The organism is Mycobacterium malmoense (assembly GCF_019645855.1).
GTDB lineage: Bacteria > Actinomycetota > Actinomycetes > Mycobacteriales > Mycobacteriaceae > Mycobacterium > Mycobacterium malmoense.
This window is the reverse complement of the sequence record NZ_CP080999.1, coordinates 4,257,676-4,279,948: the sequence shown is the minus strand read 5'-3', so window position 1 is coordinate 4,279,948 and position 22,273 is coordinate 4,257,676. Positions and strand designations below refer to the sequence as shown.

Annotated in this window: 20 protein-coding genes and 1 pseudogene; 10 read left to right on the top strand and 11 right to left on the bottom strand. The window is 62.3% G+C overall.

Annotated elements, in window-relative coordinates:
* The first annotated feature begins 96 nt into the window (after nucleotides 1-96).
* From K3U93_RS19595 to K3U93_RS19580, 4 genes and pseudogenes are all read left to right on the top strand, one after another.
* Nucleotides 97-1,122, top strand: coding sequence for a glycosyltransferase family 4 protein (locus K3U93_RS19595; protein WP_071512380.1), 1,026 nt, complete (start codon nucleotides 97-99; stop codon nucleotides 1,120-1,122).
* Between the two features lie 16 nt (nucleotides 1,123-1,138).
* Complete coding sequence (locus K3U93_RS19590) at nucleotides 1,139-2,065, top strand: aldo/keto reductase (protein WP_071512401.1); 927 nt, start codon at nucleotides 1,139-1,141, stop codon at nucleotides 2,063-2,065.
* A pseudogene (locus K3U93_RS19585) lies at nucleotides 2,062-3,729 on the top strand (GMC oxidoreductase); the annotation flags it as partial. The gene K3U93_RS19590 and the pseudogene K3U93_RS19585, both read left to right, overlap by 4 nt.
* Before the next feature lie 429 nt (nucleotides 3,730-4,158).
* A complete protein-coding gene (locus tag K3U93_RS19580) occupies nucleotides 4,159-5,508 on the top strand; it encodes a UDP-glucose dehydrogenase family protein (RefSeq protein ID WP_071512381.1) in 1,350 nt (449 codons plus the stop codon).
* Between the two features lie 161 nt (nucleotides 5,509-5,669).
* Here K3U93_RS19580 and K3U93_RS19575 read toward each other — a convergent pair whose 3' ends face one another.
* Together K3U93_RS19575 and K3U93_RS19570 are read right to left on the bottom strand one after the other, a co-directional pair.
* Nucleotides 5,670-5,825 (bottom strand): hypothetical protein, encoded by a 156-nt coding sequence (locus K3U93_RS19575; RefSeq protein ID WP_176220035.1) that lies wholly within the window; start codon nucleotides 5,823-5,825, stop codon nucleotides 5,670-5,672.
* 294 nt (nucleotides 5,826-6,119) lie between these two features.
* On the bottom strand, nucleotides 6,120-6,317 hold the full coding sequence (locus K3U93_RS19570; protein WP_139797122.1) for a hypothetical protein: 198 nt from the start codon (nucleotides 6,315-6,317) through the stop codon (nucleotides 6,120-6,122).
* Nucleotides 6,318-6,408: 91 nt separating this feature from the next.
* Between K3U93_RS19570 and K3U93_RS19565 the strand changes: the two genes are divergently transcribed.
* The gene (locus K3U93_RS19565) at nucleotides 6,409-6,819 is read left to right on the top strand and encodes a PE family protein (protein WP_071512382.1); all 411 of its coding nucleotides are present in this window, start codon (nucleotides 6,409-6,411) and stop codon (nucleotides 6,817-6,819) included.
* Between the two features lie 4 nt (nucleotides 6,820-6,823).
* On the opposite strand, the gene K3U93_RS19560 is transcribed toward K3U93_RS19565, so the two are convergent.
* The 7 genes from K3U93_RS19560 to K3U93_RS19530 all read right to left on the bottom strand — a co-directional run bounded on the left by K3U93_RS19560 (nucleotide 6,824) and on the right by K3U93_RS19530 (nucleotide 15,953).
* A complete protein-coding gene (locus K3U93_RS19560; RefSeq protein ID WP_071512383.1) occupies nucleotides 6,824-7,696 on the bottom strand; it encodes an alpha/beta hydrolase family protein in 873 nt (290 codons plus the stop codon).
* A 2-nt stretch (nucleotides 7,697-7,698) separates the two neighbouring features.
* Nucleotides 7,699-8,556: a hypothetical protein gene (locus K3U93_RS19555; protein ID WP_139797121.1), complete on the bottom strand. Its 858-nt coding sequence runs from the start codon at nucleotides 8,554-8,556 to the stop codon at nucleotides 7,699-7,701.
* Between the two features lie 22 nt (nucleotides 8,557-8,578).
* Nucleotides 8,579-8,755, bottom strand: a complete 177-nt coding sequence (locus tag K3U93_RS19550) for a hypothetical protein (protein ID WP_217808443.1) — start codon at nucleotides 8,753-8,755, stop codon at nucleotides 8,579-8,581.
* Between the two features lie 182 nt (nucleotides 8,756-8,937).
* Nucleotides 8,938-11,505, bottom strand: a complete 2,568-nt coding sequence (locus K3U93_RS19545) for a glycine-rich domain-containing protein (RefSeq protein ID WP_139797120.1) — start codon at nucleotides 11,503-11,505, stop codon at nucleotides 8,938-8,940.
* Between the two features lie 286 nt (nucleotides 11,506-11,791).
* Nucleotides 11,792-13,660, bottom strand: a complete 1,869-nt coding sequence (asnB, locus tag K3U93_RS19540) for an asparagine synthase (glutamine-hydrolyzing) (RefSeq protein ID WP_083011558.1) — start codon at nucleotides 13,658-13,660, stop codon at nucleotides 11,792-11,794.
* A gap of 317 nt (nucleotides 13,661-13,977) precedes the next feature.
* Entirely contained in the window at nucleotides 13,978-14,853 is an 876-nt protein-coding gene (locus K3U93_RS19535; protein WP_083011557.1) for a hypothetical protein, read from the bottom strand.
* Nucleotides 14,850-15,953 (bottom strand): Gfo/Idh/MocA family protein, encoded by a 1,104-nt coding sequence (locus tag K3U93_RS19530; protein WP_083011556.1) that lies wholly within the window; start codon nucleotides 15,951-15,953, stop codon nucleotides 14,850-14,852. The genes K3U93_RS19535 and K3U93_RS19530 overlap by 4 nt, the downstream gene beginning before the upstream one ends.
* A gap of 239 nt (nucleotides 15,954-16,192) precedes the next feature.
* Here K3U93_RS19530 and K3U93_RS19525 point away from each other — a divergent pair, with 239 nt between their 5' ends.
* Nucleotides 16,193-16,702: a UDP-N-acetylglucosamine--LPS N-acetylglucosamine transferase gene (locus tag K3U93_RS19525; protein ID WP_083011555.1), complete on the top strand. Its 510-nt coding sequence runs from the start codon at nucleotides 16,193-16,195 to the stop codon at nucleotides 16,700-16,702.
* Nucleotides 16,699-17,214 carry a glycosyltransferase gene (locus K3U93_RS19520; RefSeq protein WP_083011554.1) on the top strand — a complete coding sequence of 172 codons (516 nt, stop codon included), beginning with the start codon at nucleotides 16,699-16,701 and terminating at the stop codon, nucleotides 17,212-17,214. Before K3U93_RS19525 ends, K3U93_RS19520 begins: the two co-directional genes overlap by 4 nt.
* Before the next feature lie 10 nt (nucleotides 17,215-17,224).
* On the opposite strand, the gene K3U93_RS19515 is transcribed toward K3U93_RS19520, so the two are convergent.
* Both K3U93_RS19515 and K3U93_RS25530 read right to left on the bottom strand, forming a co-directional pair.
* The gene (locus K3U93_RS19515; protein WP_220688555.1) at nucleotides 17,225-17,503 is read right to left on the bottom strand and encodes an N-acetyltransferase; all 279 of its coding nucleotides are present in this window, start codon (nucleotides 17,501-17,503) and stop codon (nucleotides 17,225-17,227) included.
* Nucleotides 17,504-17,757: 254 nt separating this feature from the next.
* Nucleotides 17,758-18,006, bottom strand: coding sequence for a type II toxin-antitoxin system TacA family antitoxin (locus K3U93_RS25530; RefSeq protein ID WP_217808442.1), 249 nt, complete (start codon nucleotides 18,004-18,006; stop codon nucleotides 17,758-17,760).
* A gap of 599 nt (nucleotides 18,007-18,605) precedes the next feature.
* Here K3U93_RS25530 and K3U93_RS19505 point away from each other — a divergent pair.
* From K3U93_RS19505 to K3U93_RS19495, 3 genes are read left to right on the top strand one after another with little or no spacing between them, the layout of a single operon-like run.
* The gene (locus K3U93_RS19505) at nucleotides 18,606-20,102 is read left to right on the top strand and encodes an O-antigen ligase family protein (protein ID WP_083011552.1); all 1,497 of its coding nucleotides are present in this window, start codon (nucleotides 18,606-18,608) and stop codon (nucleotides 20,100-20,102) included.
* The gene (locus K3U93_RS19500) at nucleotides 20,099-21,178 is read left to right on the top strand and encodes a Gfo/Idh/MocA family protein (protein ID WP_083011551.1); all 1,080 of its coding nucleotides are present in this window, start codon (nucleotides 20,099-20,101) and stop codon (nucleotides 21,176-21,178) included. Before K3U93_RS19505 ends, K3U93_RS19500 begins: the two co-directional genes overlap by 4 nt.
* Nucleotides 21,175-22,266: an NAD-dependent epimerase/dehydratase family protein gene (locus K3U93_RS19495; RefSeq protein ID WP_176220036.1), complete on the top strand. Its 1,092-nt coding sequence runs from the start codon at nucleotides 21,175-21,177 to the stop codon at nucleotides 22,264-22,266. Before K3U93_RS19500 ends, K3U93_RS19495 begins: the two co-directional genes overlap by 4 nt.
* Nucleotides 22,267-22,273: the final 7 nt, after the last annotated feature.

The following is a 22,273-nucleotide window of genomic DNA, read 5'->3' as shown; positions in this document are numbered from 1 at the left end:
TGTCCAGTTTGCTGTGGTACCCAGCCCGGTGTTAACCGTCGACGTCTCCGCGAACACCCGCCACGTGCGGGCGCGCCGACCCGCCCTTGGCCGACAATGATCGCGGTCACACACGTAGGACCCAACATGCACAGCGTCGGCGGCACGCAGTCCGTGATCCGGGTCATCCACGACAACAAGATCGGCGCGGACGCCATCCGAGTCCTTTCGACGTGGAACGGGCACCACCACGCGAGGAACCTCATTCTGACCGCGCGCGCCGCGGCGGTGCTCGCACGGGCCCCACGAACCACCATCGCGCACTTCCACATCACCAATGGCGGGGCGTGGCTGCGCAAGGGAGCGTTGATCCGACTGGCGAGAGCTCGCGGCCTCAGGGTGATCGTCACCGTCCATGGTTTCGATTTCCCCGAGTTCGCCCGGTCGCACCCCCGCTTTGTCGGTGCCACGTTGAGCCGCGCGGACTATGTGATCGTCCTGTCGGAGGACGCGCGCGCCGCCGTCGCCGAGGTGGCGCCTTCGGTGTCGACCGGCATCGTCGCGAACCCGACCGTGATCGATCGAGACGCGCCCGGGGCCAGTTCGACGCCACCGGTGGTGCTTTTCGCGGGCGCCATCGGCCTCCGCAAGGGAGTCGACACGCTCGTCGCGGCCTGGCGGTTACTTCTCGCCGAGGGCGCTGCAGGACCCGAATGGCGCTGTCGGATAGTCGGTCCCATCGAGGATTACACCCCGCCGCCGACGGAGCGCCTGTCGGTTGAAGGCCCGGTGGAACCCGACGTGGTCCCCGAATTGATCCGGTCGGCCCGGGTGGTCGCGCTTCCGTCGCGCGCCGAGGGGATGCCGTTGGTCGTGGCCGAGGCCCTCGCCGGCGCGCGACCGGCCGTGTCGACCCCGATTTCCGGCACGCCGGGGATTGTGTCCGACCCGGGGATGCTCGTGCCCGTCGATGACGCTCCCGCCTTGGCGGCGGCGATCGGCCGCTACCTGCGCGATCCGGAGCTGGCCGAGCGTGACGGGTTGAAGGGCCAGGCGCACATTGCGGCGACACGCAGCCCCGAAGTCATCGGTGTGCAGCTTCGCCGAATCTACGAGGGCTGTGGTGGTGGTGGACCGGGTTGAGCTTCCGGGACCGAAACTGACGGTGAGCGCGGTCGGATTTGGCTGTGCCGGTTTGATGCGGTCGCCGTCCCGGAAAGAGCGGATGGCCGTCCTAGCCGACGCGGTGGACGGCGGGATGACGCACTTCGACACCGCGCGGATGTATGGCCTGGGAATGGCGGAGGCGGAGTTAGGGGCGTTCTTGCGCACGATCGACCGCGACGCCGTGACCGTTGCAACCAAGTTCGGCATCGAAGTTGGCGGCGTGACTCGGCGCGTCGCCCGGTTTCAGGCCCCGGCGCGGGCGGTGCTCCGAAAAGCGCCGACGCTCCGACGGGCTGTCAAACGGCGACAGGGCGCCGTCAAGACGGTCCGGTTGTATGACGCGGCCGTCGCCGCGCGCAGCCTTGACCAGAGCCTCGCGGCGCTGGGAGTCGACTACGTCGACATCCTGTTTGTTCACGCCCCGAGGCCCGGGGACACGGTTGCCGGCGGTGAACTCCGCCAATTCTTCGACCGCGCCAAGCAGCAGGGCAAGATTCGCGCCTGGGGAGTCTCTCAAGACGAGGGCCTCGAAGTGGATTTCGCCCGGGCATTCGCCCCCGAGGGCGTGAGTCAACTGCGCAGTGACGTGCTCAGCCCTTCGCCGCGCCCCGCGGACCTCGCGTTCGGCGTGTTGAACAGGCCGCTTATGACGCTCTCGCGGGCATTGCGGGCGGACCCGCGGCTGGCCAGCCGTTGGCGCGAGGCCCTCCAGATCGATCCGCTCGCTCCCGGCGTGCTCCCGAAACTGATCCTCGGGTCCGCCGCTACGGCAACGGGTTGCCGGGCGATTCTGTACAGCACCACTAAACCGCGACGGGTCGCCGAAGCGGCGAGCGCGGTCTCGGCGCCGCTGGACGCCGACATCTTGACGCGGTTCCTCGCTCTCGTTAAGGAGTTTCGAGCGGGTGCCTCCGGGTGATCCGTGGCCCCGAGAAATTCGCCACCGGCACGACGATCGAGACCGATGTGGTGGTTGTCGGAGCCGGCGCGATCGGCATCGCGACCGCGCTGGAACTCGCCGGCGCGGGTGTGCGGGTCGCGCTGATCGACAGTGGCCTGGAGCGAATGAACCGGGCGGCGCAGGACCTCGCGACCTTCGATTCGCGGCAGGATGACTATTTCCATGCGCGCAGTGAGCTGACCGTCCGCCGGCAGGTCGGCGGGACGACGGCGCTCTGGGGTGGGCGCTGCGTCGCGTTCGACCCCATCGATTTCGAAGACCGGCCCATCACCGAGCAGGCGCCCTGGCCGATTGGATATGAGGATGTCGAACCGTACCTCCAGCGGGCCTGTGAGTGGGCGGCGTGCGGTCGGGCAGCATTCAACGCGCGCGATATCCCGGGGCTCGCCCACCGGGACATGATCGCCGGGCTCCCCGACGGCGAGGTGCGCACGACCGATCTCGAGCGGTGGGCCTTGCCGACGCGTTTCGGGCGCGAGTACCGCGCCGCGTTGCGGGATACCCCCGGTCTCACCGTGTGGACCGGCCTCACCTGCACCGAAATCGTGACGACCGACGCCGGCGACGCCGTCGACCACCTAGTCGTCAAGACACTCGATAGACGGGAGGGGAGGGTCGTCGCGGCCGACTACGTCATCGCGACCGGCGGTTTGGAGGCGACCCGCCTGCTGCTGGCATCGGACCGCCACCATCCCGCGGGGCTGGGAAACGCCGGGGGGCACCTGGGACGCTGGTACATGGCCCACGTCGAGGGCCGGGTCGCGCGCGTGCATTTCACCACGGACGACATCATCTACGGGTATGAGCGGGACAACGACGGGGTCTACGTTCGCCGACGCTTCACCATCGATGCCCGCCGACAGCGAGAACTCGGGATGCCGAATGCCGCCGTCTGGCTGGTGAACCCGCCGATCAGCGACCCCGGTCACAGAAGTGGGATCCTGTCGGGCGTCTACCTCACCCTGATCTCCCCGATCGGCCGCTTCCTGCTCGCGGGGGCGATTCGTGAGGTACACACCCAAACGGACGGCCCGCCTCGAATCCTCGCGCATCTTCGCAATATCGTGCGCGACCTGTCCCCGTCGATCCGGTTCGCGGTCGCGTTCTACTACGCCCGGTTCCTCCGCAGGGGCAGGAAGGCGCCGGGTTTTTTCGTGAAGAGCGCCGACAATCAATACCTGCTCCAGTACCACGGCGAACACCTTCCGCACTGGGAGAGCCGGGTCGAGCTGGCCGACGAGCGAGATGCCCTGGGCATGCGGCGGATTCGCACCCGCATGCACTACTCCGACGCCGATTACCAGAGCGTGCGCAGGGCCGTCGCCGCAATCGACGAGCACCTTCGCCGCCACGGCGTGGGGTATGTGGAGTGGCTGACCGACGATGTCGAGGGCTCGGTGCGCGCGTACATGGAAAAGAAGGCGGGTTTCCATCAGGCCGGAACCACACGGATGTCGGAGTCGCCGGAAGGCGGCGTCGTGGACCCACACCTGCAGGTCCACGGGGTGCGCGGGCTGTACGTCGCCAGCACATCCGTGCTGCCGACGTCCAGCCAGGCCAACCCGACGCTGCTCGGGATCGCCCTGGGGGTCCGGCTTGCTGAGCGCCTCGCGGAAGCTCGGATGGCTCGGAGTCCTTTGCGTTCAAGGCCCACTATCGCGGTAACGATGCGCTCGGGCCGGAAACTTGGACGGATTAAATGGGGGAAGGTCGATTACCCGAAGCGAAACATCGGCAATGGCGCCTAAGTCGACGGTGCCCGGCGTTGCCGGAAAGGTGAACGGGTCGATGGAGTAGGGACGACCGCCAATATCAATATGGAGTCCGCTGAATACAGCCACATGGCTGGACAACTCATTGACAGAGCCGCTAGAAATCAGCGCTGTGGATATTTGTGAGCGCCTGTCAGACTGGTGTTTTCCCAATTGTGCGAGACCGTGATTGTCATGAACTCACCATGAGGTGCGGAATACAGGTCGTCACCGATGTACCACCACACAATTCAGCGAGGACCCAGCCTACCCATACTGTTTAGGCGTAAAGTGCGACAAATGCGGATCAGTGTGCTGGGCACCGGTTACCTGGGCGCGGTGCACGCCGCCAGTATGGCCCGACTCGGGCACGAGGTAGTCGCCTTTGACACCGATGCCGACAAAATCGCTGCGTTGTCGACGGGGAGGCCGCCGTTCTACGAACCGGGTCTCGTCGAACTCTTGTTGGCCGAGGTCAGCTCAGGCAGACTCCGGTTCACCTCACTGCCGGAGGAAGCGATTTCGGGCGCAACGGTGCACTTCATTTGTGTCGGTACGCCACAGTCGGCCGGTTCGAGTGCCGCGGATCTGCAGTACGTCGACAGTGCTTTCCGACTGGTTGCCGAATATGCGAACCTGCCGAGTCTGATCGTCGGTAAATCGACGGTGCCGGTGGGTACTGCGCAACGGTTGGCGGATCAGTTCACGCGGCTCAACGAGCCGAATTGGCTTGAGGTGGCTTGGAATCCGGAATTCCTCCGGGAAGGCAGAGCCGTATACGACACTTTGCATCCTGATCGTTTGGTATTCGGAGTGGCCTCCGAAACGGCCGAGAAAGTGCTGCTGGAGGTTTATGCGACCTTGATCGATGCCGGCATTCCGTATCTTACAATGGATTTCGCAACATCGGAGTTGGTCAAGGTCGCAGCCAACTCGTTCCTGGCTACTAAGATCTCGTTCATCAATGCGATGGCCGAGGTATGCGAATTCAGCAATGCTGACGTGGTCGTGCTCAGTAGGGCACTATCTTACGACGAGCGTATCGGTGGTAAATTTCTGCACGCGGGCTTAGGTTTTGGTGGCGGATGTCTACCGAAGGACATTCGCGCATTTAGCGCCCGGGCCGGCGAACTGGGTGCCGCCGATGCTCTCACGTTCTTGCGCGAGGTCGACAAGATCAATGTGCGGCGGCGGGCAAAGGCAGTGTCCGCGGCTGGCACGTTGCTCGGAGGCGATTTTCTAGACAAACGAATTGCGGTGTTGGGGGCCGCTTTCAAACCCAATAGTGACGATGTTCGTGACTCACCGGCATTGAATGTCGCTGCGTCGATGCATCTTCGGGGTGCCGACGTACGGGTGCACGACCCGAAGGCGATCACCAACGCTCGGGCGAAGTTTCCGACCTTGACCTACTGCGAAAACCTCGAAGATGCCTGCCGAGGTGTTGACCTGGTAGTACTGGCCACTGAGTGGGACGAGTACCGCATGATCGACCCGCTGGTGTTGCGGGCCTATGTGCGAATGCCTCGGCTACTCGACACCCGTAACGTGATCGATCTGGACAATTGGCGGAACGCCGGATGGATGGTCCATGCTTTTGGTCGAGGCGCGCCCTCCTCCAACGGAACAACAATTAGCAAGGGGCAGTAATACAGTAATACGCTGCTCAGGGGATTTCGGGCGGCCACTGCACCCGTCGCAGCGTCCTAATCTGCTAATGGATTGCACTGAGAACGTCCTGAAATCTGTTGCAGTGCACGAGATTGCCGACGATCTGAGCGTGCTCCCAACCTGGCGCATTCAGTCCAGAATCACCGTCTAGCCTGATAAAAGTCAGGTAAGACGCGCTCGATCACGAACGCGGCAACGGCGATCGCGAGCGCGACCAGTGCTGCCGTGGTGAAGGGGACGTTACCGACGAGCACCCAATAGACGATCCACGGCGCCAAGCCAAACACCATGCCCACGATGGGTCAGTGTATTGAGTGACGGTTCAGCGTGGCGTTGGCCTCGTCGACCAGTATCGACTTGCGCGGACCAGGGGCGTGCCCCCAGTCGGATTCGAACCGACACTGGGCGGATTTTAAGTCCGCTTTTCCTGGCGATTGTTATTAAACGCTGTGTTGGTTCTGAGGTTAATCCGTTGGTCAGAAAGTTGGCTCTGGTAATTCCGACAAGCGCTTATCGGTTCGATTGTGGACGGCCAGCGCCAATCCTCTGATGAAAGCGACTGCTTGCCGCCATCCCGTTCGCCGCCGCGCTCAACCAGCCTGATTTCTGCCCGCTGGTTGATCTCGATCTGCGCCGTCACCGAGGTTGGCGGCGAGTTCGGTCTGGGTCATACCTGTTGATCGGCGTATCGTGGCGAGGTCCATCATTTTCGATTGCTCATTCAAAGCAATACCGCTTTGAGTGAGCAATAATGTAATGGCTCTGGCTCCTTCATGACCCAGACCCATTTCGGGAACTGCACCGCGACCTGACACCAGACGCGAGCCGAATCGCGTATTCTGACCCGCGACGCTCGGGTAGATGGTTGGATTTGTTCTTATGCTGGTCTCCCCCGATGAGCTGATTACCGCAGCGCAGCGGCTCGCGACTGTGGGGTCCGACATCGCCGTCGCGAACCTCACCGTAGCTACGTCGACAACCGGAATCACCCCAGCTGCGGGTGACGAGCTGTCCCAAAATCTGGTGAATCTGTTCTCGACCTACGCCGAACAGTTTCACATGGCAGTCGAGCAAACTGGGATGATCGGCATCCAGCAGTTTGCGCAGCATCTGACATCTGCGGCCAACGGCTACGCCAACACGGACGTGTCGAGCGCGGCGTCGTTCACCGAGAACGTCGAGACGTTGCTGTTTCTGGTAGAGAGCGTCGGGGCCTTGGCGCTATTCAGTCCGATTTTGATTCCTGTCGGGCCGCTTGTCTTGCTGGCCTTTGTCCTTGCTCCAATTTAATTATTTAATGGACTGGTTGACTTGACCAGCCCGTCGCGACGGGCATTGGAACTGTTGGGTTGATTGCGGTTGAATCATCGGCTGGTGCGAGCGAGTTGATGTAGTCGACAGCGATTTCGTAACAGCTGCGCGGATCTCCCGGGATGATCGTTCTGGTCGGACTTCCGTAGGTCAGGTGGACAGTAGCAAGCTCGTATATATCTTTATACAAGATTTCGGCGAGCGATACGATATCGAAGAAAGGGTCGAGCAAGCTGATGTCTTCTAGCGGGTGTGTTAAAACGACCTGGTCCAGGTATTCAAGGCCGCCAGCCCAATCGGCCTGCATCCACTCAAAAATATCCGTGGAGACCTGCCCCACGATATCATCACCCTGTGTTGTCGCGGGGTCCCCAGGAAGCGCGAATTCCCACCATTTGTCTTCGGTGTCGGTGAGGCGCCATTCCCATATCCCGTGTCCGCCTGGGTCGGGGCAGCCGGGGAACGTGTGGCCGGCTTCGCGGGCAGGGTTGCCGAACATGATGCCGGCGACCAGATCATCCGCACGCGGTCCAGTGCGCCATGAATCGTAAAACTTTGAGCACACCATCGCCCCCTGGCTGATTCCCATCAGCACGAACTGGTCACCAGGATTTGGAGAATAGGTGTTGACAGCCTCCGTCAGGAGGCTAATCCCCTCATCGACGCTTGGCCCCATCGGAAGTGCCTGGGCCGGATACCAGACCAGACCGCATTCGAAATTCATGTTAAAGCCCAGATTCGTGACGAGCGTCACCTGACCGGGCTCGAGAGACTCAGGAGTCCACGGCCAGTTACCGAAGTCGTACCCCCTGATAATTATCCCGGTGCCGCCCATTTCGTAGACCCAGATGGTCATGGTCAGAACATCCTGAAGTACAGCAGGCGGTATTCGTTGTAGATGCTGGCGGCGGCGACGGTTGTCGGCATTTCCGTCAAACTAGTGACGAATCCGACGAGCCGGGGTGCGACGCTATTCGCGTCGCCGACAACATACTCGCCGACCATTTCCGGCATGGTGGAGGCTATGACCAAGATCCCGACAGCATAGGTGCCGCCTGGGACCAGTGAAACAGGCGACGTCAGTGACACCGAATCGTTGTTGTAGGTTCCTGCTTCTAAAATAGTTGCGGCGCTGTTGGATACAGCGACAAGCGTGAGGTCACCCGTGACGGGATCGACGGAGAAAATGCCTATCAGCGCCAGGGTGACTCCTGCGGCTGCCACGTCTCCGGTCGAGACGGCCACATTGGAAATCGTCAGGGCGCTAACTCCGGCTGGGGCCTGAAAATACGCGAGATGCAGCGTGCCACTGGCAAGCGGGAGGGAAGTGTTCAGTTGGATGCGCGGTAGGGTGCAGATCTGACCGGCCGGCTGTAACGCCCAGTAGGGCGAGCTGTCGGAGACAGTGTTCGTGATCATCCATACGTTCGCACCAGAAATGGTAATTTTTTGGAGCACTTTGATTTCACCGGGCTGCGTGAGGTAGACGGCGGACGCCCCGTTGTCGAATCCGTCAGTTCCGTTGGGGGTGAACGTAATCGTGTTCGACGTCAGATCACTGGGCGACTTCTGCAAAATGCAGGAGACGCCGGGGTTGAGACTGGACAGCGCCGGAAGAGCCACTGAGAGCGGTCCGCTCGACGCATCGTATTTGTTGATGACCCCGAACAGCGGTGCGGTGTTCGTTGTTATCGTCGGCGTACCCTGGTACACCATCTGCGGGATGCTAGCCACGGGGCTACTCTCCTGTCTGTTGGTCGGTGACGATGTAATTACCGATCTCACTGTTCGGCAAGCACCACACGAATGTGCCGTCGAATGCGATCCAGTCAGGGTCTTTGACCTGAAGAGAAGTAATCCCGGCTTTCGCGAACGTTGCAGCCCATAATTGCGGCGTTGGTGGTGTTGTCGTCACGTCACCGTACCGGGAACAGGTGATATCTGCCAGCTCCAGCCGCGGCCGTCCAGATAATGTTGCAGCCTTCGAAAGCGTCTTGAACCGTTGAGCCGGAAAACTGCCACCCCAGAAATGATTTGGTCAACCCGGTTATCGGATCAGGGGTTTAGAGGTGATCACTTTAGTTGTCATGAAGGCTCCTATTGGTATGCCAGGATAAACGCGCCTCCGGGGGCTCCGAAGCCGCCGTAGATATAAGAGCCAACAGCGAAAAACGCGTTCCCGCCTGCACCGCCGCCGCCCGGTTGGTTGCCGTTGCCCTGAGGGGAGTTTTCCTGTGCACCGCCGTAGTAGACGTTTGGGTCGCCGTAGTAATTGGGGAAAGAGTCGTTCCCTGGCCCCCATCCAGGCCCACCGAAGGCGTCTCCCAAGCCTTCGTTACCGACCCCGCCAGCGCCCCCGTACGCGGATAGCGTTCCCCACCCGGGTACCACGACGGTGGTGGCGCCGCCGTTGCCAGCCGAGCTACCGGCGGGGCCGTTTCCTCCACCGCCGCCGAGCGTGACCGTCCACGCGGCGCCCGAGATTTGGGATTTCGTCAGCCGCTGCTGGTTCCACCCGCCGGCGTTTCCGCCGACGCCGCCGACAAAAGCGGCGCCCGCGACACCGCCGCCACCGCCACCACAAATAACGATGTCGAAATAGTTGGCCCATTCTGGTGGGTCGTAGGTGCCGCTGGAGGTGAACGATTGCAACACGGATGGGTACAGAGTTTGAGAGGTGGTGCCACTCAGACCGAAATTTGGAGTGCTATTTACATAGCCCACCGGCGAGCTCTCTGTCGGGTCCGCTACAGGAGCGGGAAGCGACGCTGGGGCGAAGCTCGCCGGGTTTGACCGTGAGGCACCGTCTTTGGCGGGTATTGCCGTGGGATGTGACGGAATGTAATTGCTCATGCCAAGAACGTTGTAGGTGCCACTGCCGTAAACCTGCAGTTCCACCGCGAACACGTCGCCCTGGTTGGCATTGATGAATGTGGCTCCCTGAACGGTGTCGCCGCTGCCCGGCACGCCGCGGGTGGTGATGTCCGAGTTGACGATATCGGTGTCGGTGACGCCGAAGTCGTAGGCGTTCCACACCGGGGTTGAGCCGCCCGCTATGAGTTCGACGATATTAGGTGTCGAGCGCAGCCAAACCAACTCTCCCACAGGAGAAGCCGGGAATGGCAAGTTGCTGGGGTTGTTGTTGGCTGAGTCGTTCGGGTAATTCACCGCGTTCGCAACGTTCAGCTGATAAATGTTCAGGTAGAACGCTGTGAACGTGCTCATCGAACCGCCGGTGGGATAACCCAACCAGTCGCAGCTTTCCTGTACACCCGCATCGGTCACGGTGAGGAAACCTATCGACGTGGACGCTTGTGTCACAGCGACTGTGGGTAATGGCGACTGTGATTGAATCAGGGCAGGCGGGAAGACCCAGTCAGTGCTTGATTCGATGCTTTGCCAACTTGGTTTCGTGACAGCGCGATTGGCGGTGTTGGCACTATTCGTTTGTGCGATCGCTGCCGTTGATCCCCCGGCTATCGACCCGTCGGGCCGGTATCCGAGCAGCATGACTAATCCGCTGAGCTGGCTTTGCAGGGTCTCGATACCGATATCGGCGGCATCCGCGATACCTGTCAGTCCCGCGTAGGCGCCGTTGACCACAGCACGTACTGCCGAGCCCAGATCCCCTGGGCCGAGCACGCCTTGAATGTTTGGGTAAGGGATGGACTGGGCTAGCGCTTGCAGTTGGGACTGCACGAAATTGGTGCCAGCGACTCCCCAGGAGTTCATCAGCGTGTCGACGGTGGCTTGCACATTTAACACTGCGCCGGACAAGTTACGGGCGGCCGTGACTGCAGCCGCATTGGCCGCGTTCTGCAACGTTTGGCCGATCGACGTCAGGGTGCCATCAGCGTTATCGATTAGCACATTGGCCGCGCCTTCGACCAGTGTTGCTGTGCCGTCGGCGTTGTCGATGATGTCACCGACAAGTTTGCCGGTACCGTCGCCGAGGTCAACAATCGCCGGAATGACGCCGGTTAGTGCCGATTCGACGTAGGAAATCGCTTGCTCTATGGCGTAGTTCGCGTCTGCGCCGAGGCTCTGTAACAGCGACAGGAGATTGTTGGCGTTGCTCTGGATGTCGGTGAGAAGACTCAGATACCACTCTGGTGTGCCCTGGCGCGCGATCGCGCCGTCGTCTGCCCAGACCTGGCCCGCGGTTGCATCCGCGGTCAGCTCGATCAAGCACGCAACGTAGGCAACGCCGGCAGGGACCGTATATATCCCAGATAGTTCGACCCATTCCGACGAAGAGGCCGGCGATGTCACGCTTGCGAGCATCGCGGTGGTCAGCTGATTGTTGTTGGTGTCATAGGCTGCTGCGCTGATCTGGATCGGGTTGGTATCGGCCGCCGCTGTCAGACCTGTCCACATGAAGTGCATTGACATGGCCAGCTCCTGGCCTTCGGTGACTTCGATGAGGTTGGAGTACAGCGGCTGGTCGGTTCCGTCCGCACTCGCGGTCGCCGACCCCACACGGGTATATCCGACCGTGCCGTCCCACGACCACGCTCCGCTTGAGTCGAGCGACGTCGCGGCGTCGAAGCCCGAGCTGACGAGCAAATTCGGGTAGAGCCCGCCCGCGATGTTGACCAGTGGGACCAGGCCAATGTTCCTGGACTGAACCTGACCTACTAGGTCCGATGCATCTACAGCAGTCATGGGATTAGCCTTGCACTCCGCGATCGCTTGATAAAAGTCAGGTCTAAGGTCGAGAGAGCCCAGCGATGTTCGTTCACTGGGCGTAGACGACGGCGTTCTGACGGATTGGATGACAAGAGCGGAGTTACGGGAGACTGTCACGCTCCGTTCGGCGGGAGTCGCGGAATGCAACCCCTTGGGCACTCAGCAGGCTGGCAGGACCTGCTCGCTCGCCGTCAGCGGCCACCAAGTGCCGCCGGTGATGGTGAAGTGGCCAGCCTCGGGAACGGGATGGGTGATTGCGCGGTCAACGCTCAATGCTGAACGTGAGGCTGGCCGGTTCGGCGCCGTCAAGAAACACTCGAGCCCAGATGTCGAGCGTCAGTATGCTCCAGAGCTCTTTGCCAAAGTCGTGGCGACCGAGCCGGTGCAGTGCGAGCGCCCTGCGGACCCGCTCCGGGTCTACCAAGGGTTCGGAGCGCGCGTCGCGCCCGACGAGATGCTCCAAAGCGTCCCCAAGGCTGCCCCGGAACCACGATGCCACTGGGACGGCAAAGCCGATTTTCTTGCGGGATAGAAGTGACTGGGGAAGACGTCGACGAGCGACCTCGCGGATGACGATCTTCGTGCGCCAGGGGGAGGCCTTGAACTCTTCCGGCAGCCGGGCCGCAAACTCCGCCAGATTGTGGTCGAGCAGCGGCATCCGGCCTTCGATCGATGCCGCCATCGTCATCTTGTCGCCGCGTACGAGCAGGTTGTCAACCAAATAGCTCCCCACATCCAACGCGAGCATGCGGTCGAGCGCGCCAAGACCGGCGTCGATGTCTGCAAGCACCGAGTCGAGCGGCCGCAGGCCGTCAGGGGATAGCTCCGCCTGAGGGTCGGCACCGAACCAGGCTGGCCAGCGTTCGGCCGGGGCTGCGGTCGCGAGTGCTGCAACAGCCATCCGGGCTCGCCGCGGTAACCGGTGCCAGCCGGCCAGGCGACGCAGCTGCTGCTCACCTACGACGGCCCGCCCGACTCGACCCGCGCGGGCCAGCACAGCGTCCGCGCGGTATTTCGGGTAACCGCCGAATAGCTCGTCGCCCCCCTCGCCCGAGAGAACGACCTTGACATGCTCGCGTGCCATCCGCGACATTGCCAGAAGCGGGATTTCCGACGGCTCAGCAAGTGGTTCGTCTCGGTGCCAGACCGCCACCGGTATCAGTTGCAGGAACTCGTCGGGTCCGAGGCGTATCTCATGGTGGCGCGTACCGAAGGCCCGCGCTGTCGAGCGCGCGGCTGTCAGCTCATCGCTTACCCAGCTCTCGTCGAAGCCGACCGAGAACGTGCGTACTGGCTCGCCACTCAGCTCCGCCATGAAGGAGAGTACGGTGCTCGAGTCGAGGCCTCCCGATAGAAAGCAGCCGAGCGGTACGTCGCTCACGAGGCGTCGCTCCACGGCCGTGCGCGTAAGGTCCTCGATGTTGTCGGCCGCTTGGGCCAGCGTGAGCGCCAGTTTCGGGTGGTAACGCAATCGCCACCAGCGCTGGATCTCGACGTGGTCCTCGCTGATGACCATCTTGTGGCCAGCGGGGAGCTGATATACGGACCGAAAGAGCGTCCGGGGGGCGGGGACATAGCGTAGCGCCAGGTAATCCTCGAGAGCGCCGTCATCAAGATCCGCAGACACACCCGCAGCCAGCAGGGCTTTGATCTCGGACCCGAATACAATCTCGCGGCCACGACGTGAGTAGTAGAGGGGCTTCTTACCAAAACGGTCTCGGGCGAGGAGCAACCGGCGGCGGTTCTCATCCCAGAGAGCAAAGACGAACATGCCCACGAGGCGGTGAAGCATCTCGTCGCCCCATTGCTCGTAGCCGTGCACGAGAACCTCTGTGTCACAACGTGTAGTGAAACGGTGGCCGCTACGCTCAAGTTCGGCACGTAGATCACGAAAGTTGTAGATTTCGCCGTTGAAGACGACGGCGACCGATCTGTCCTCGTTAAAGATCGGCTGGTCGCCGCCCGCGAGATCGATGATTGCTAGTCGACACATCCCGAGGGCGAGCCCGGGTCGTTCGAATCGTCCTGAGGTGTCCGGGCCGCGGTGGACGATGGTGTCCAACATGCGGTCGATTCGCCCGTGCGTGGCTGTCGGATCAGCACCAGTCCAGATGCCACAGATGCCACACATCAGAAACCCGCTCAGCCGTTCCGTCGCGTAGCGGCCGCAGTGCCGGCATTCTCGTCTCGCGTCGAGCGGGCCGAGCAACGCAATGCGGTATGGGTACGGGCGGAGACCAGCGTAACCAACGCTTTCCACCCGCTGTTGTGTTCGAGGCCCCACGACCGGATGCCGCCGGGCACAAGGTTATACCAGTGAGCGGACGCTAAACCAACCGTTTGCATACCCGAATTGCCATGTCGGGCTTGTTCTTCCGGAACCGGTGTGCCGTTGAGCAAGTTGACACCGGGTGAACGTCGACGGTCCATGTCACGCATGCCCAGGAATCATGTCCGAACTTTCCAGAGTTCGTCGATCAGGGACTTTGTCTGCCGGATGTTCGCACGGCTGGACGCGCCAAACACGATCGACTGGATCTGCGGTTGTCCGCAGACGTATTCGATCGCCTCGCGTGGCGCAATTGCGCCCGAGGCGAAGACCGACATCGCGATCAGCCGGCAGCGGCGTTCGCGGATTGTTTTCTCGTAAAGCTCTATGCCCCCGCACATCCGGAAGCCGATCTTGTTGACGTTGGCGCACACGATGGGGTTCTCGATCCCTTGCCTATCGAGCGCATCGAGCAGCCGCGGGAGGTTCATCGTGATGAAGCCGGGCTCCGCATCGTACTGACGCTTCACGTGGTCGGCGAACAGCCGGAAGATCTCATCCATGCCGAGTCCGAGGAGCAAGTCGGTGACGACGTTTTGAATGAAGATGACGGGCGTCGAAAGCCCCGCGAACATCTTCATCTCGGCATCGACCAACAGTTGCATCAGCGGTTCGACGTCCTTGCTGGCGATTGCGACGCCGCCCTTGAACATCGACCTGACAATCCCGTCGTCCGGCAAGAACTTCCGGAGCGCCTCGACCATCCCGTCCTCGGTCACGGCATTAGCATATTTGTGCGCATAGGGCATGCAGGGATAAAAGATGTAATCGGGGTATTCAACCTTGTTGGCGCGGAAGTGATCACAGATTTCGCCAACGCGATCGTGGGTCGTGCAGACGAACGTGCGGATGCCTTCCCGATAGGCGTCGTCCAGCGTCGCGAGCACAGCCGGGAGGTGCTGGAAGCGTATCGCCTGGGCGCGCGCCTTCTCCTCGGACATGTGGTTGACGCCGAAAAATTGGTTGTCCCCGAAGAGCACACGGTCCATGGTCACGATGCCGTTGAGGTTGCGGATTTCCTGATGCGCGCAATGACGCCGCGGCGGAATGCGCGAGGCGACCCGTTCGCCGCGGGCCGCGATGGCGGCGCGGCACCGGTCATCATGTTGACCACACGATCGACGTCGAGCGCCGAGCGAAATGTGTTCTCGCCGTTCACCCGGTTGTTCTCCACGCTCTTGGCGAAATAGTCGATCTGCGCCGAATATTCCTCGCCGCGCAGGTAATACCAGACTTCCTCGGTGAGGTCTGTGGTGTACCGGATCGTCCATCCCTGCGTCAGCTCGGGGAGCTTGGGGTGCGTTTCGCGCAGATAGATTTGGCACTCCTGCCGATCGGCGGTGATGCGGCCGTTTGTTCCCCACACCGACACCTTTGTCGACATCTTGCGGAAGCTCTCGTCGCTCCAGTTCACGCACAGCTGACCGCTTGCGCCGTCGGCATAGCGCATCGTGCAGTAGACCTCGTCGTCGACGTCGCGCGAGAAAATGCTGTGGCGGACTATTCCGTCGATCGAATGGGGGACGCCGGCGATGAAGTTCATCAGGTCGATGGCGTGGCACGCATAGTCGTAGAGCGCGCCACCGCCTTCGGCCTTCACCCCGCGCCACGTGCCGCCTTTTTCGCGGAGCACAACCGGGCCGTATGCCTCCCCACGGACGTGGTGCAGCCGCCCGAGGGCGCCCGACGCGACGATTCGTGCCGCCTCCTGGAAGGCGCCGATGAAGCGGCAGTGGTAGCCGACCTGGGTAACGAGTTGAGCGCTCTCCGCCAAGGCCGCCAGGCGTTCACCATCCCTGACATCAAGGACGAACGGCTTCTCGCAGAAGACATGCGTCCCGCGCATGAGGGCCTTCTCGACCATCGGTGCGTGCAGCCTCGACGGTACGGCGACGACAACCGCTTCGGCTTTCGTCTCGGCCAGCATCCGATCGAAGTCGTCGTAGCAGGGCAGACCGGTGTACTTGGCGAGGACGTCGCGCACATAGCCGGCCGAATCGCAGATGCCGACCACGTCGAGGTCCGGGTGCGCACAAAGGATCGCAAGGTGCGACAGACCCATCTTTCCGAGGCCGACGAGGGCCGTTCGAATCATGGTCTGCGCCTCTCACTCACCCGCCAGGTTCCGCATCGGCGATTCACCCATCCCTTGCCGCCGACATACCGGACACCCTTGTTTTCGTGCGCAGTGGTCCAGAAGCTATTGTTTTAGTACATTCCGGCCGACAGCGAGTACGTTAGCATCCGGCTTGTTGATGATTCCGATGATTTCGTCGATTCCTGCGCCGTCGGCACGTCTCTAGAAGAGGTCTCGCTACCATCAACCTGCCGACCATGCTCGATGCACCGGAGGTGGTGGGACAGGTGGTAGGTGTGGGCAACCCTCATCGGCTCCGCCTGCTTCTCGTCGCGTCCTCCGGCGGGCATATCTACCAGATGTTTTGCCTGCGAGAGTTCTGGCAGGACAAGGATCGGTACTGGGTGAGCTTCGGGACCGCCGACGCTCGTTACCTGCTGCGTGACGAGAAGGAGGTTTACTGGGCGGCGCACCCGACCGTCCGCAACGTGCCTAACCTTCTGCGCAATCTGGCGCTGGCACTGCGGCTCCTGATCCGCCACCGGCCCGCCATGATCGTGACCACCGGTTCGGGCGTGGCCGCCCCCTTTCTCTGGCTGGCCTGGCCGCTGCGGATCCCCACCGTCTTCGTCGAATCCATCACCCGCATCACCGAGCTCTCGCTCACCGCCCGGATGGTCAAGCCCTTCGCCTCACGCTTCCTGGTGCAATGGCCCGAGTTGGCCGACCGGATCCCCCGCACCGAATACCACGGGAGGATCGTGTGATCTTCGTGATCACGGGGATGGAGGTGCATCCCTTCGACCGGCTGGCGCGCGCGGTCGACGAGCTGGCCCGGACCAGCGCGGTGGGCGAGGACTTTTTCGTGCAGCTCGGAACTTGCAGGTACGAGCCGCTCCACGCCTCGTTCGAGCGTTTCCTGTCCTTCGGCAACGTCCGCGACCAGATTCGGCGCGCCTCCGTGGTCATCACCCATGCGGGCGCCGGGTCGGCGCTGTTGTGCGTCGAGCAGGGGAAGCATCCGGTAGTGGTCCCCCGCCGCTCGCGGCTTGGAGAGCACGTCGACGAGCACCAGCTGCCGCTTGCCGAAAAGCTGGGGGCGGCCGGGCTGGCGACCGTGGTGCGAGAAATGGAGGAGCTGCCGGCGGCCATCGCGGCGGCCCGGTCCCGGTCCGCCCCGGCCGACGCGCTGGGCGGGGCCCGCGAGCTGACGGGGTGGCTGGAGGAGTATTGGCAGGGTGTTGCCGGTGGGCGCGCGGGCCACCGGCGCCGTCGTTGAGCATCCTCGCTCAGCTGATTCCGCCCTCGACCGCGTCCCGAAGTGTTCGGCGTATGTCCTTCATCAGTAACACCAGATGCAGGTTGTCGGTGGGGCTGGGCTCGAACTCAGGTATGAGATGAAGATAGAAGTTACGTGCGTCCGCCGATTCCGCGTGAACGAGCAGTCCACGACAGCCGATGTCGTCTGAAAGCTCCGCGAGTCGCGCGAAGACGTCCCGGAGCAGTCCGGCTCCAAGTCCCGCGCGTTCGTGGCCGGCGTCGACGCCCAATCGGGCAAGCAGAGCCACCGGTTGGGGGTAGCGCCCGGCGCCCCGACGGATCCGGCTGGGGGCCGCATCTCCATGCAACTGCGCCATGCACCAGGCGTAGTAGGCGACGACTTGCGTTCTCTGCTGTTCGGTGACGACAAAGACCCGTGTCGTGCCGGTCGCCGCTGACTGCCGGGAATACCTGCGTAACCACTCGGTCTGCTCGGTTGAACGGCAACGGAATTGGGTCAGATCATGACGGCCGGAAAGCGGTTCGGGCGGCCGGTAGGTTCTCACTCGCTAAAAGGCGAAGGGCGCTGCATCAATCGCCGCAGGCCCGGCAAGTCCCGAGCCGGCCGAGCGTTGATCTTCTCCCATTGTGTCAACGTCGAGGAGTCAAGACCGAAGTGGTCTCGGTCCGCAAGGAGCCGGCGAGCAGCTGCAGACGCATGCGTGATCACAAAATCCGTCAAATCGGTCCCGCTGACTTTTACCGCGCGATCAATCAGTTCCCGCTCCTCGGCCGTCGTCCGCAACTCCATACGCCGGTCTCTCCGGCGAGACTTCACGTCCATAACACCACTTCCCCGGCTTGCGTACGTCTAGCGTACGGCCATTTTACGGCCAAACGCATCCTCGGTATGTCCAGGTGTGGATGGCGGTGTCGGTCAGGCACGCGCAGGCGCGGCCCTACCGTGCGCGGAAACCTCGGAAACGATCTCGCGGTATACCGACACCGTCTGCGCCGCCACCGATTGCGGGTGAAGGAGACGTATCTGACCGTCCGCCGACACTTTCACCCGCGAAACCGCTGCGCGGTGCCGGCACAGCGTTCGGCCTTGTTGGCAGAAGGTGAATAGGGCGATCCCGGTGACATGCGACGATGCCGCATACTATGCATTGGGTGTTGGGCGCGAGTATGCACTAAAGCGAATCGATACTCTTGGCATGGCGTGGGCTGGGAGAGGTTGGTAAATGGATTTCCGTACCTTTGCCCGGAATGGGCAGACTGGAAACTTGCCGTGACCGCGTTGCTGGCCTTTGGCGCCATCGTCTCGACGCTGGGTGGCTCTCCGCGGCCGGGCGACGCCCCTGCGACCCCCGTCCAGCCTACCGACGCGCCCGCGCCGGGACAGCCGGCGTGATTCCCTACCTCGCGGAGCGCCATCGCCTGGCGATTACCGGAGTATTGCTGGCGGTATTCGTGTTCGGGTGCTTCGTGTTCGGCGTGCTCTCGGTGCGCAGGACCACCGAGGGAGTGGTGCTGACCGGCGCGTTGTTCTGCGTGGTCGTGTACTGGGTGAAACCCGAAGGCATGGTGGCCGTCGCGCTGTTCGGTGCGTTCGCTGCACTGCCACAAGCCCTGCAGGTCGGCAAAGTCATTGGCCCGGTGACGATCTACGTGTACCAGGTGGCCGCGGTGCTGGCGATCTGCTACCTACTCCCAACCGTGCGACCACGGTTCCGCGATTGCCTGTTGCCGGGGATCTTGGTGCTCACGGTGGTGTCCTCCACCATCACTGGTTTCGCGGCTGGACACATGGCCAAGGTGGTGATGCGGGAATCGACCGCCATGCTCGAAATGGTGATCGGATTTGTGTTGGCCTTGTTGATTGTCTACGGCAATCATGTCACCTGGTCGATCCGTGTGATGGTCGTGACTCTGTGGTTTTCGGCGGGCATGGCCATTGCAAGTTCGTTGCATGCCATCCGGCTGGCTGGCCGGGCGGAAAGCCTGGAAAACACGACGGGTGCCGCCCAGGCCCTGCGGTTCATCCTGTCCACCCAAACTCCAGCCACCGCGGTGCTGAGCGCACTGGTCGCCGCCGCGATCGTCGGCCGGGCCAGGCCCGTAATGTATCTCGCGTTGGGTCCGCCAGCGGCGATCATTTCGCTGCTGTCCTTCTCTCGCAACACGCTGATCGCTATGGCGGTGGCCGGCGGCGTTGCTTTCGTTGCCAGCTTGAGCTGGGCAACCGTGCGCCGGACGGTCACCGCCGCCGCGCTCGGTGCGGCCGTCATTGGGGTGACAGTGTCCGGGTTGCTGTTTGTGCTACAGCAATCGAAGGCCGCGGCATGGCTGGGCGATCAGTTCGCCGCTTTCAGTCAACGGGTGCTCGGCGGGGTTTCGTCGAGCGCGCTCGCCGTGGATGTTTCGGCGCAGGACCGGCTGCGGGAAATCAACCTACTTAAAGAGACTATCGCCCAGGCCCCGGTGTTCGGCCATGGCCTGGGTTACCCGTATCAGCCACCAGACGGGGACGATGAGTTCCATTCGACGTTCCACCCCGCCTATTCAGAACAGTTCTATCTGTGGTGGTTGGCTAAGGCCGGGGCGGTGGGCATGGCGGTGTTCGCGCTGTTCGCGCTCACGCCGGTGATCCTGGCGCTGCGTTGTGCGTCGGCACCGGCGAGGATCAGTGCAGCGGTCGCGGCCGGTCTCCTCGCGGTATCAGCCGTTTGGCCGTTACCGGAGATGCCGATGGACGCCTTAGGGCTGGGCCTGGCCCTGGGATCGGCGATGGGGTTTGCCGGACTGCGAGGTAGGGCTCAGGATACGAGCCAAAACCACGTCAACTGCGGTCCGGAGCTGGTCGCGACCCAACTCGGTTCAATTCCCTTGAAAGGCAGTCGATGATCAAGGTGCTGTTGGTTGGGGCTGGGGCAGTAGTCGAAGGGAATTATCTCTACGCGCTGCGCCGTCTCGAGAAAGCCGATGCACTACGGATCGTCAGTGTGGCCGACCCAAACATGTTGCGCGCCCGGCAGATTGCCGCCAGATTCAAGCAGGCTTGCCCCTATCCCGACTTCGATTCCGCCCTCGAGAACGGTTCGTATGATCTTGCCTTGATTGCGTCGCCGCCAAGTTTGCATGCCGATCATGCGTGTGCCGCGCTCGAACACGGTTGCCATGTGCTTTGCGAAAAGCCCATGACCACAACGGCCGCCGATGCGCACCGGATGAATGCTGCCGCGGAAAATGCGGGGCGAGCACTCGGCGTCGTCTTTCCGCGAAGGTTCTATTCGAGTGTTGCCGATGTCGCGAAGTTGGTAGCGAATGGTGACCTCGGTGATGACCTTCGGTTCACGTACCGCGAGGGGGGCGCCTTCGACTGGCCGTCCGCTAGCGGCGCGGTGTTTTCTCGCGAGACGGCGGGCGGCGGTGCACTCATCGACAAAGGTGTGCACCTACTGGACCAATTGAACTGGATTTTTGGCGATCCGGTGGTGCTGAGCGCCGTGGACGATAGTCTTGCGGGCGGCGTCGAGACAAACTCGCAATTGGAACTGGCTTTTCCCAATGCCCGCGGCACGCTGCATGTCAGTTGGGAATACCCACTGAACAACGGATTGCGGATCCAGGGAAGCTCAGGCGAGATCATGCTTGAGTGCGGAGAGATTCGAACCTACCGGCGCAAGACGCGGGAAGGCTGGATGCGCGTTCCGGCCACCACGACATGGCCAGCGGACTTGAAGCGAAGTGGAGGGAAGCGGCGACGGCCCGATTTCGAGTTCGAATCCATCGAGCTTCTTGTGATCGGCATGCTCCGGCGCATCACCTATGGCGAGCCCTACCTTGTCACCGGCGTGCAGGCTGCAGGCGTCCAAGCGGTGATCGACAAGGCTTATCAGCTCACGCAACCGATGGCCTGCCCGTGGCTGGCCCACTCTGAGGAAGAGGCGGCGCGGGCGAAATATTGGAGAGCCGGGTGAAGCCCATCGCACTGATTGGCGCGGGCAGCTATGTCGGTGCACGCCTTATTGAACAGGCAGAGTTGCGAGCCGAGCTGCAGCTTGTGTCGGTCGTTCGGTCGAGTCGAAGCCAGGGGCGTCTTGCGAGGTACGGCGTTCGTACAGTGCGCGGCGATGCAAGTGACCCCGCTTCGCTAGTCCCGCTGTTGCGCGGATGCGGCATGGCGGTAAACCTGACCAATGGAGATGACACGCGCATCGTCGGGGATGTGCAGTCGATCTACCAGGCGTGCCGGGAAGCGGAAGTGCCGCTGTTCGTGCACTTCAGCTCGTGCGAGGTTTTCGGCAGAGCCGAAGCGCTTGATCTGCAAGAAGATAGCGTGCCGGATGGGGATCACTGGATCGAGTATGGCCGGCAGAAGGCGGCTGCCGAGGCATGGTTGCGGTCGCAGTTCAATGGTCCCGTGAAGGTCGTGATCCTGCGGCCCGGGCTGATTTGGGGGCCGGGATCCGGTTGGCTGGTGGGGCCTGCCCAGGCCTTGGTGGACGGTACCGCCTACCTTTTCAACGAAGGCCGAGGGATATGCAATCTCGTTCATGTGGACAATGTGATCCGACACGTCGTGGAACTGGCGCGCTCCGAGCACGTTGAGTCGGGTGTGTTCAATGTTTCCGATGTCGAAACGCATTCCTGGGCAGGGTATTACGGTGCAATCTGCCGGGAGATAGGCGTGGACCCATCGACCATACAGCGACTGCCGGAGCCCGATTTCCAAGAGGGCTGGACGCAAAAGCTCCTCAAGCTTGGACAGTTGCCTCCCGCCAAGGCAATCAAGAGGCGCATGGCGGACGAGGCCAAGCTCCGGATAAAGCTGAACCTGCGCAACCGGATCCATCCGCCGGCACGCGACGCTGAGCCAATCGAACCGACGCCATCGGTCGAGAAGGTGTTGTGGTGGACTCAAGGGACGGCGCGGAAATTGCCGTCGGGCGCATTCAAGGAACGCTACCCGGAGTTGCAGCTTCAGGAATTTCCCAAACTGATGGCTGCCGCCGGGGAATGGCTGCGTTATGCCGGGTTTGAACGCACCGACAGTTTCTTGAACTAGCCTCGAC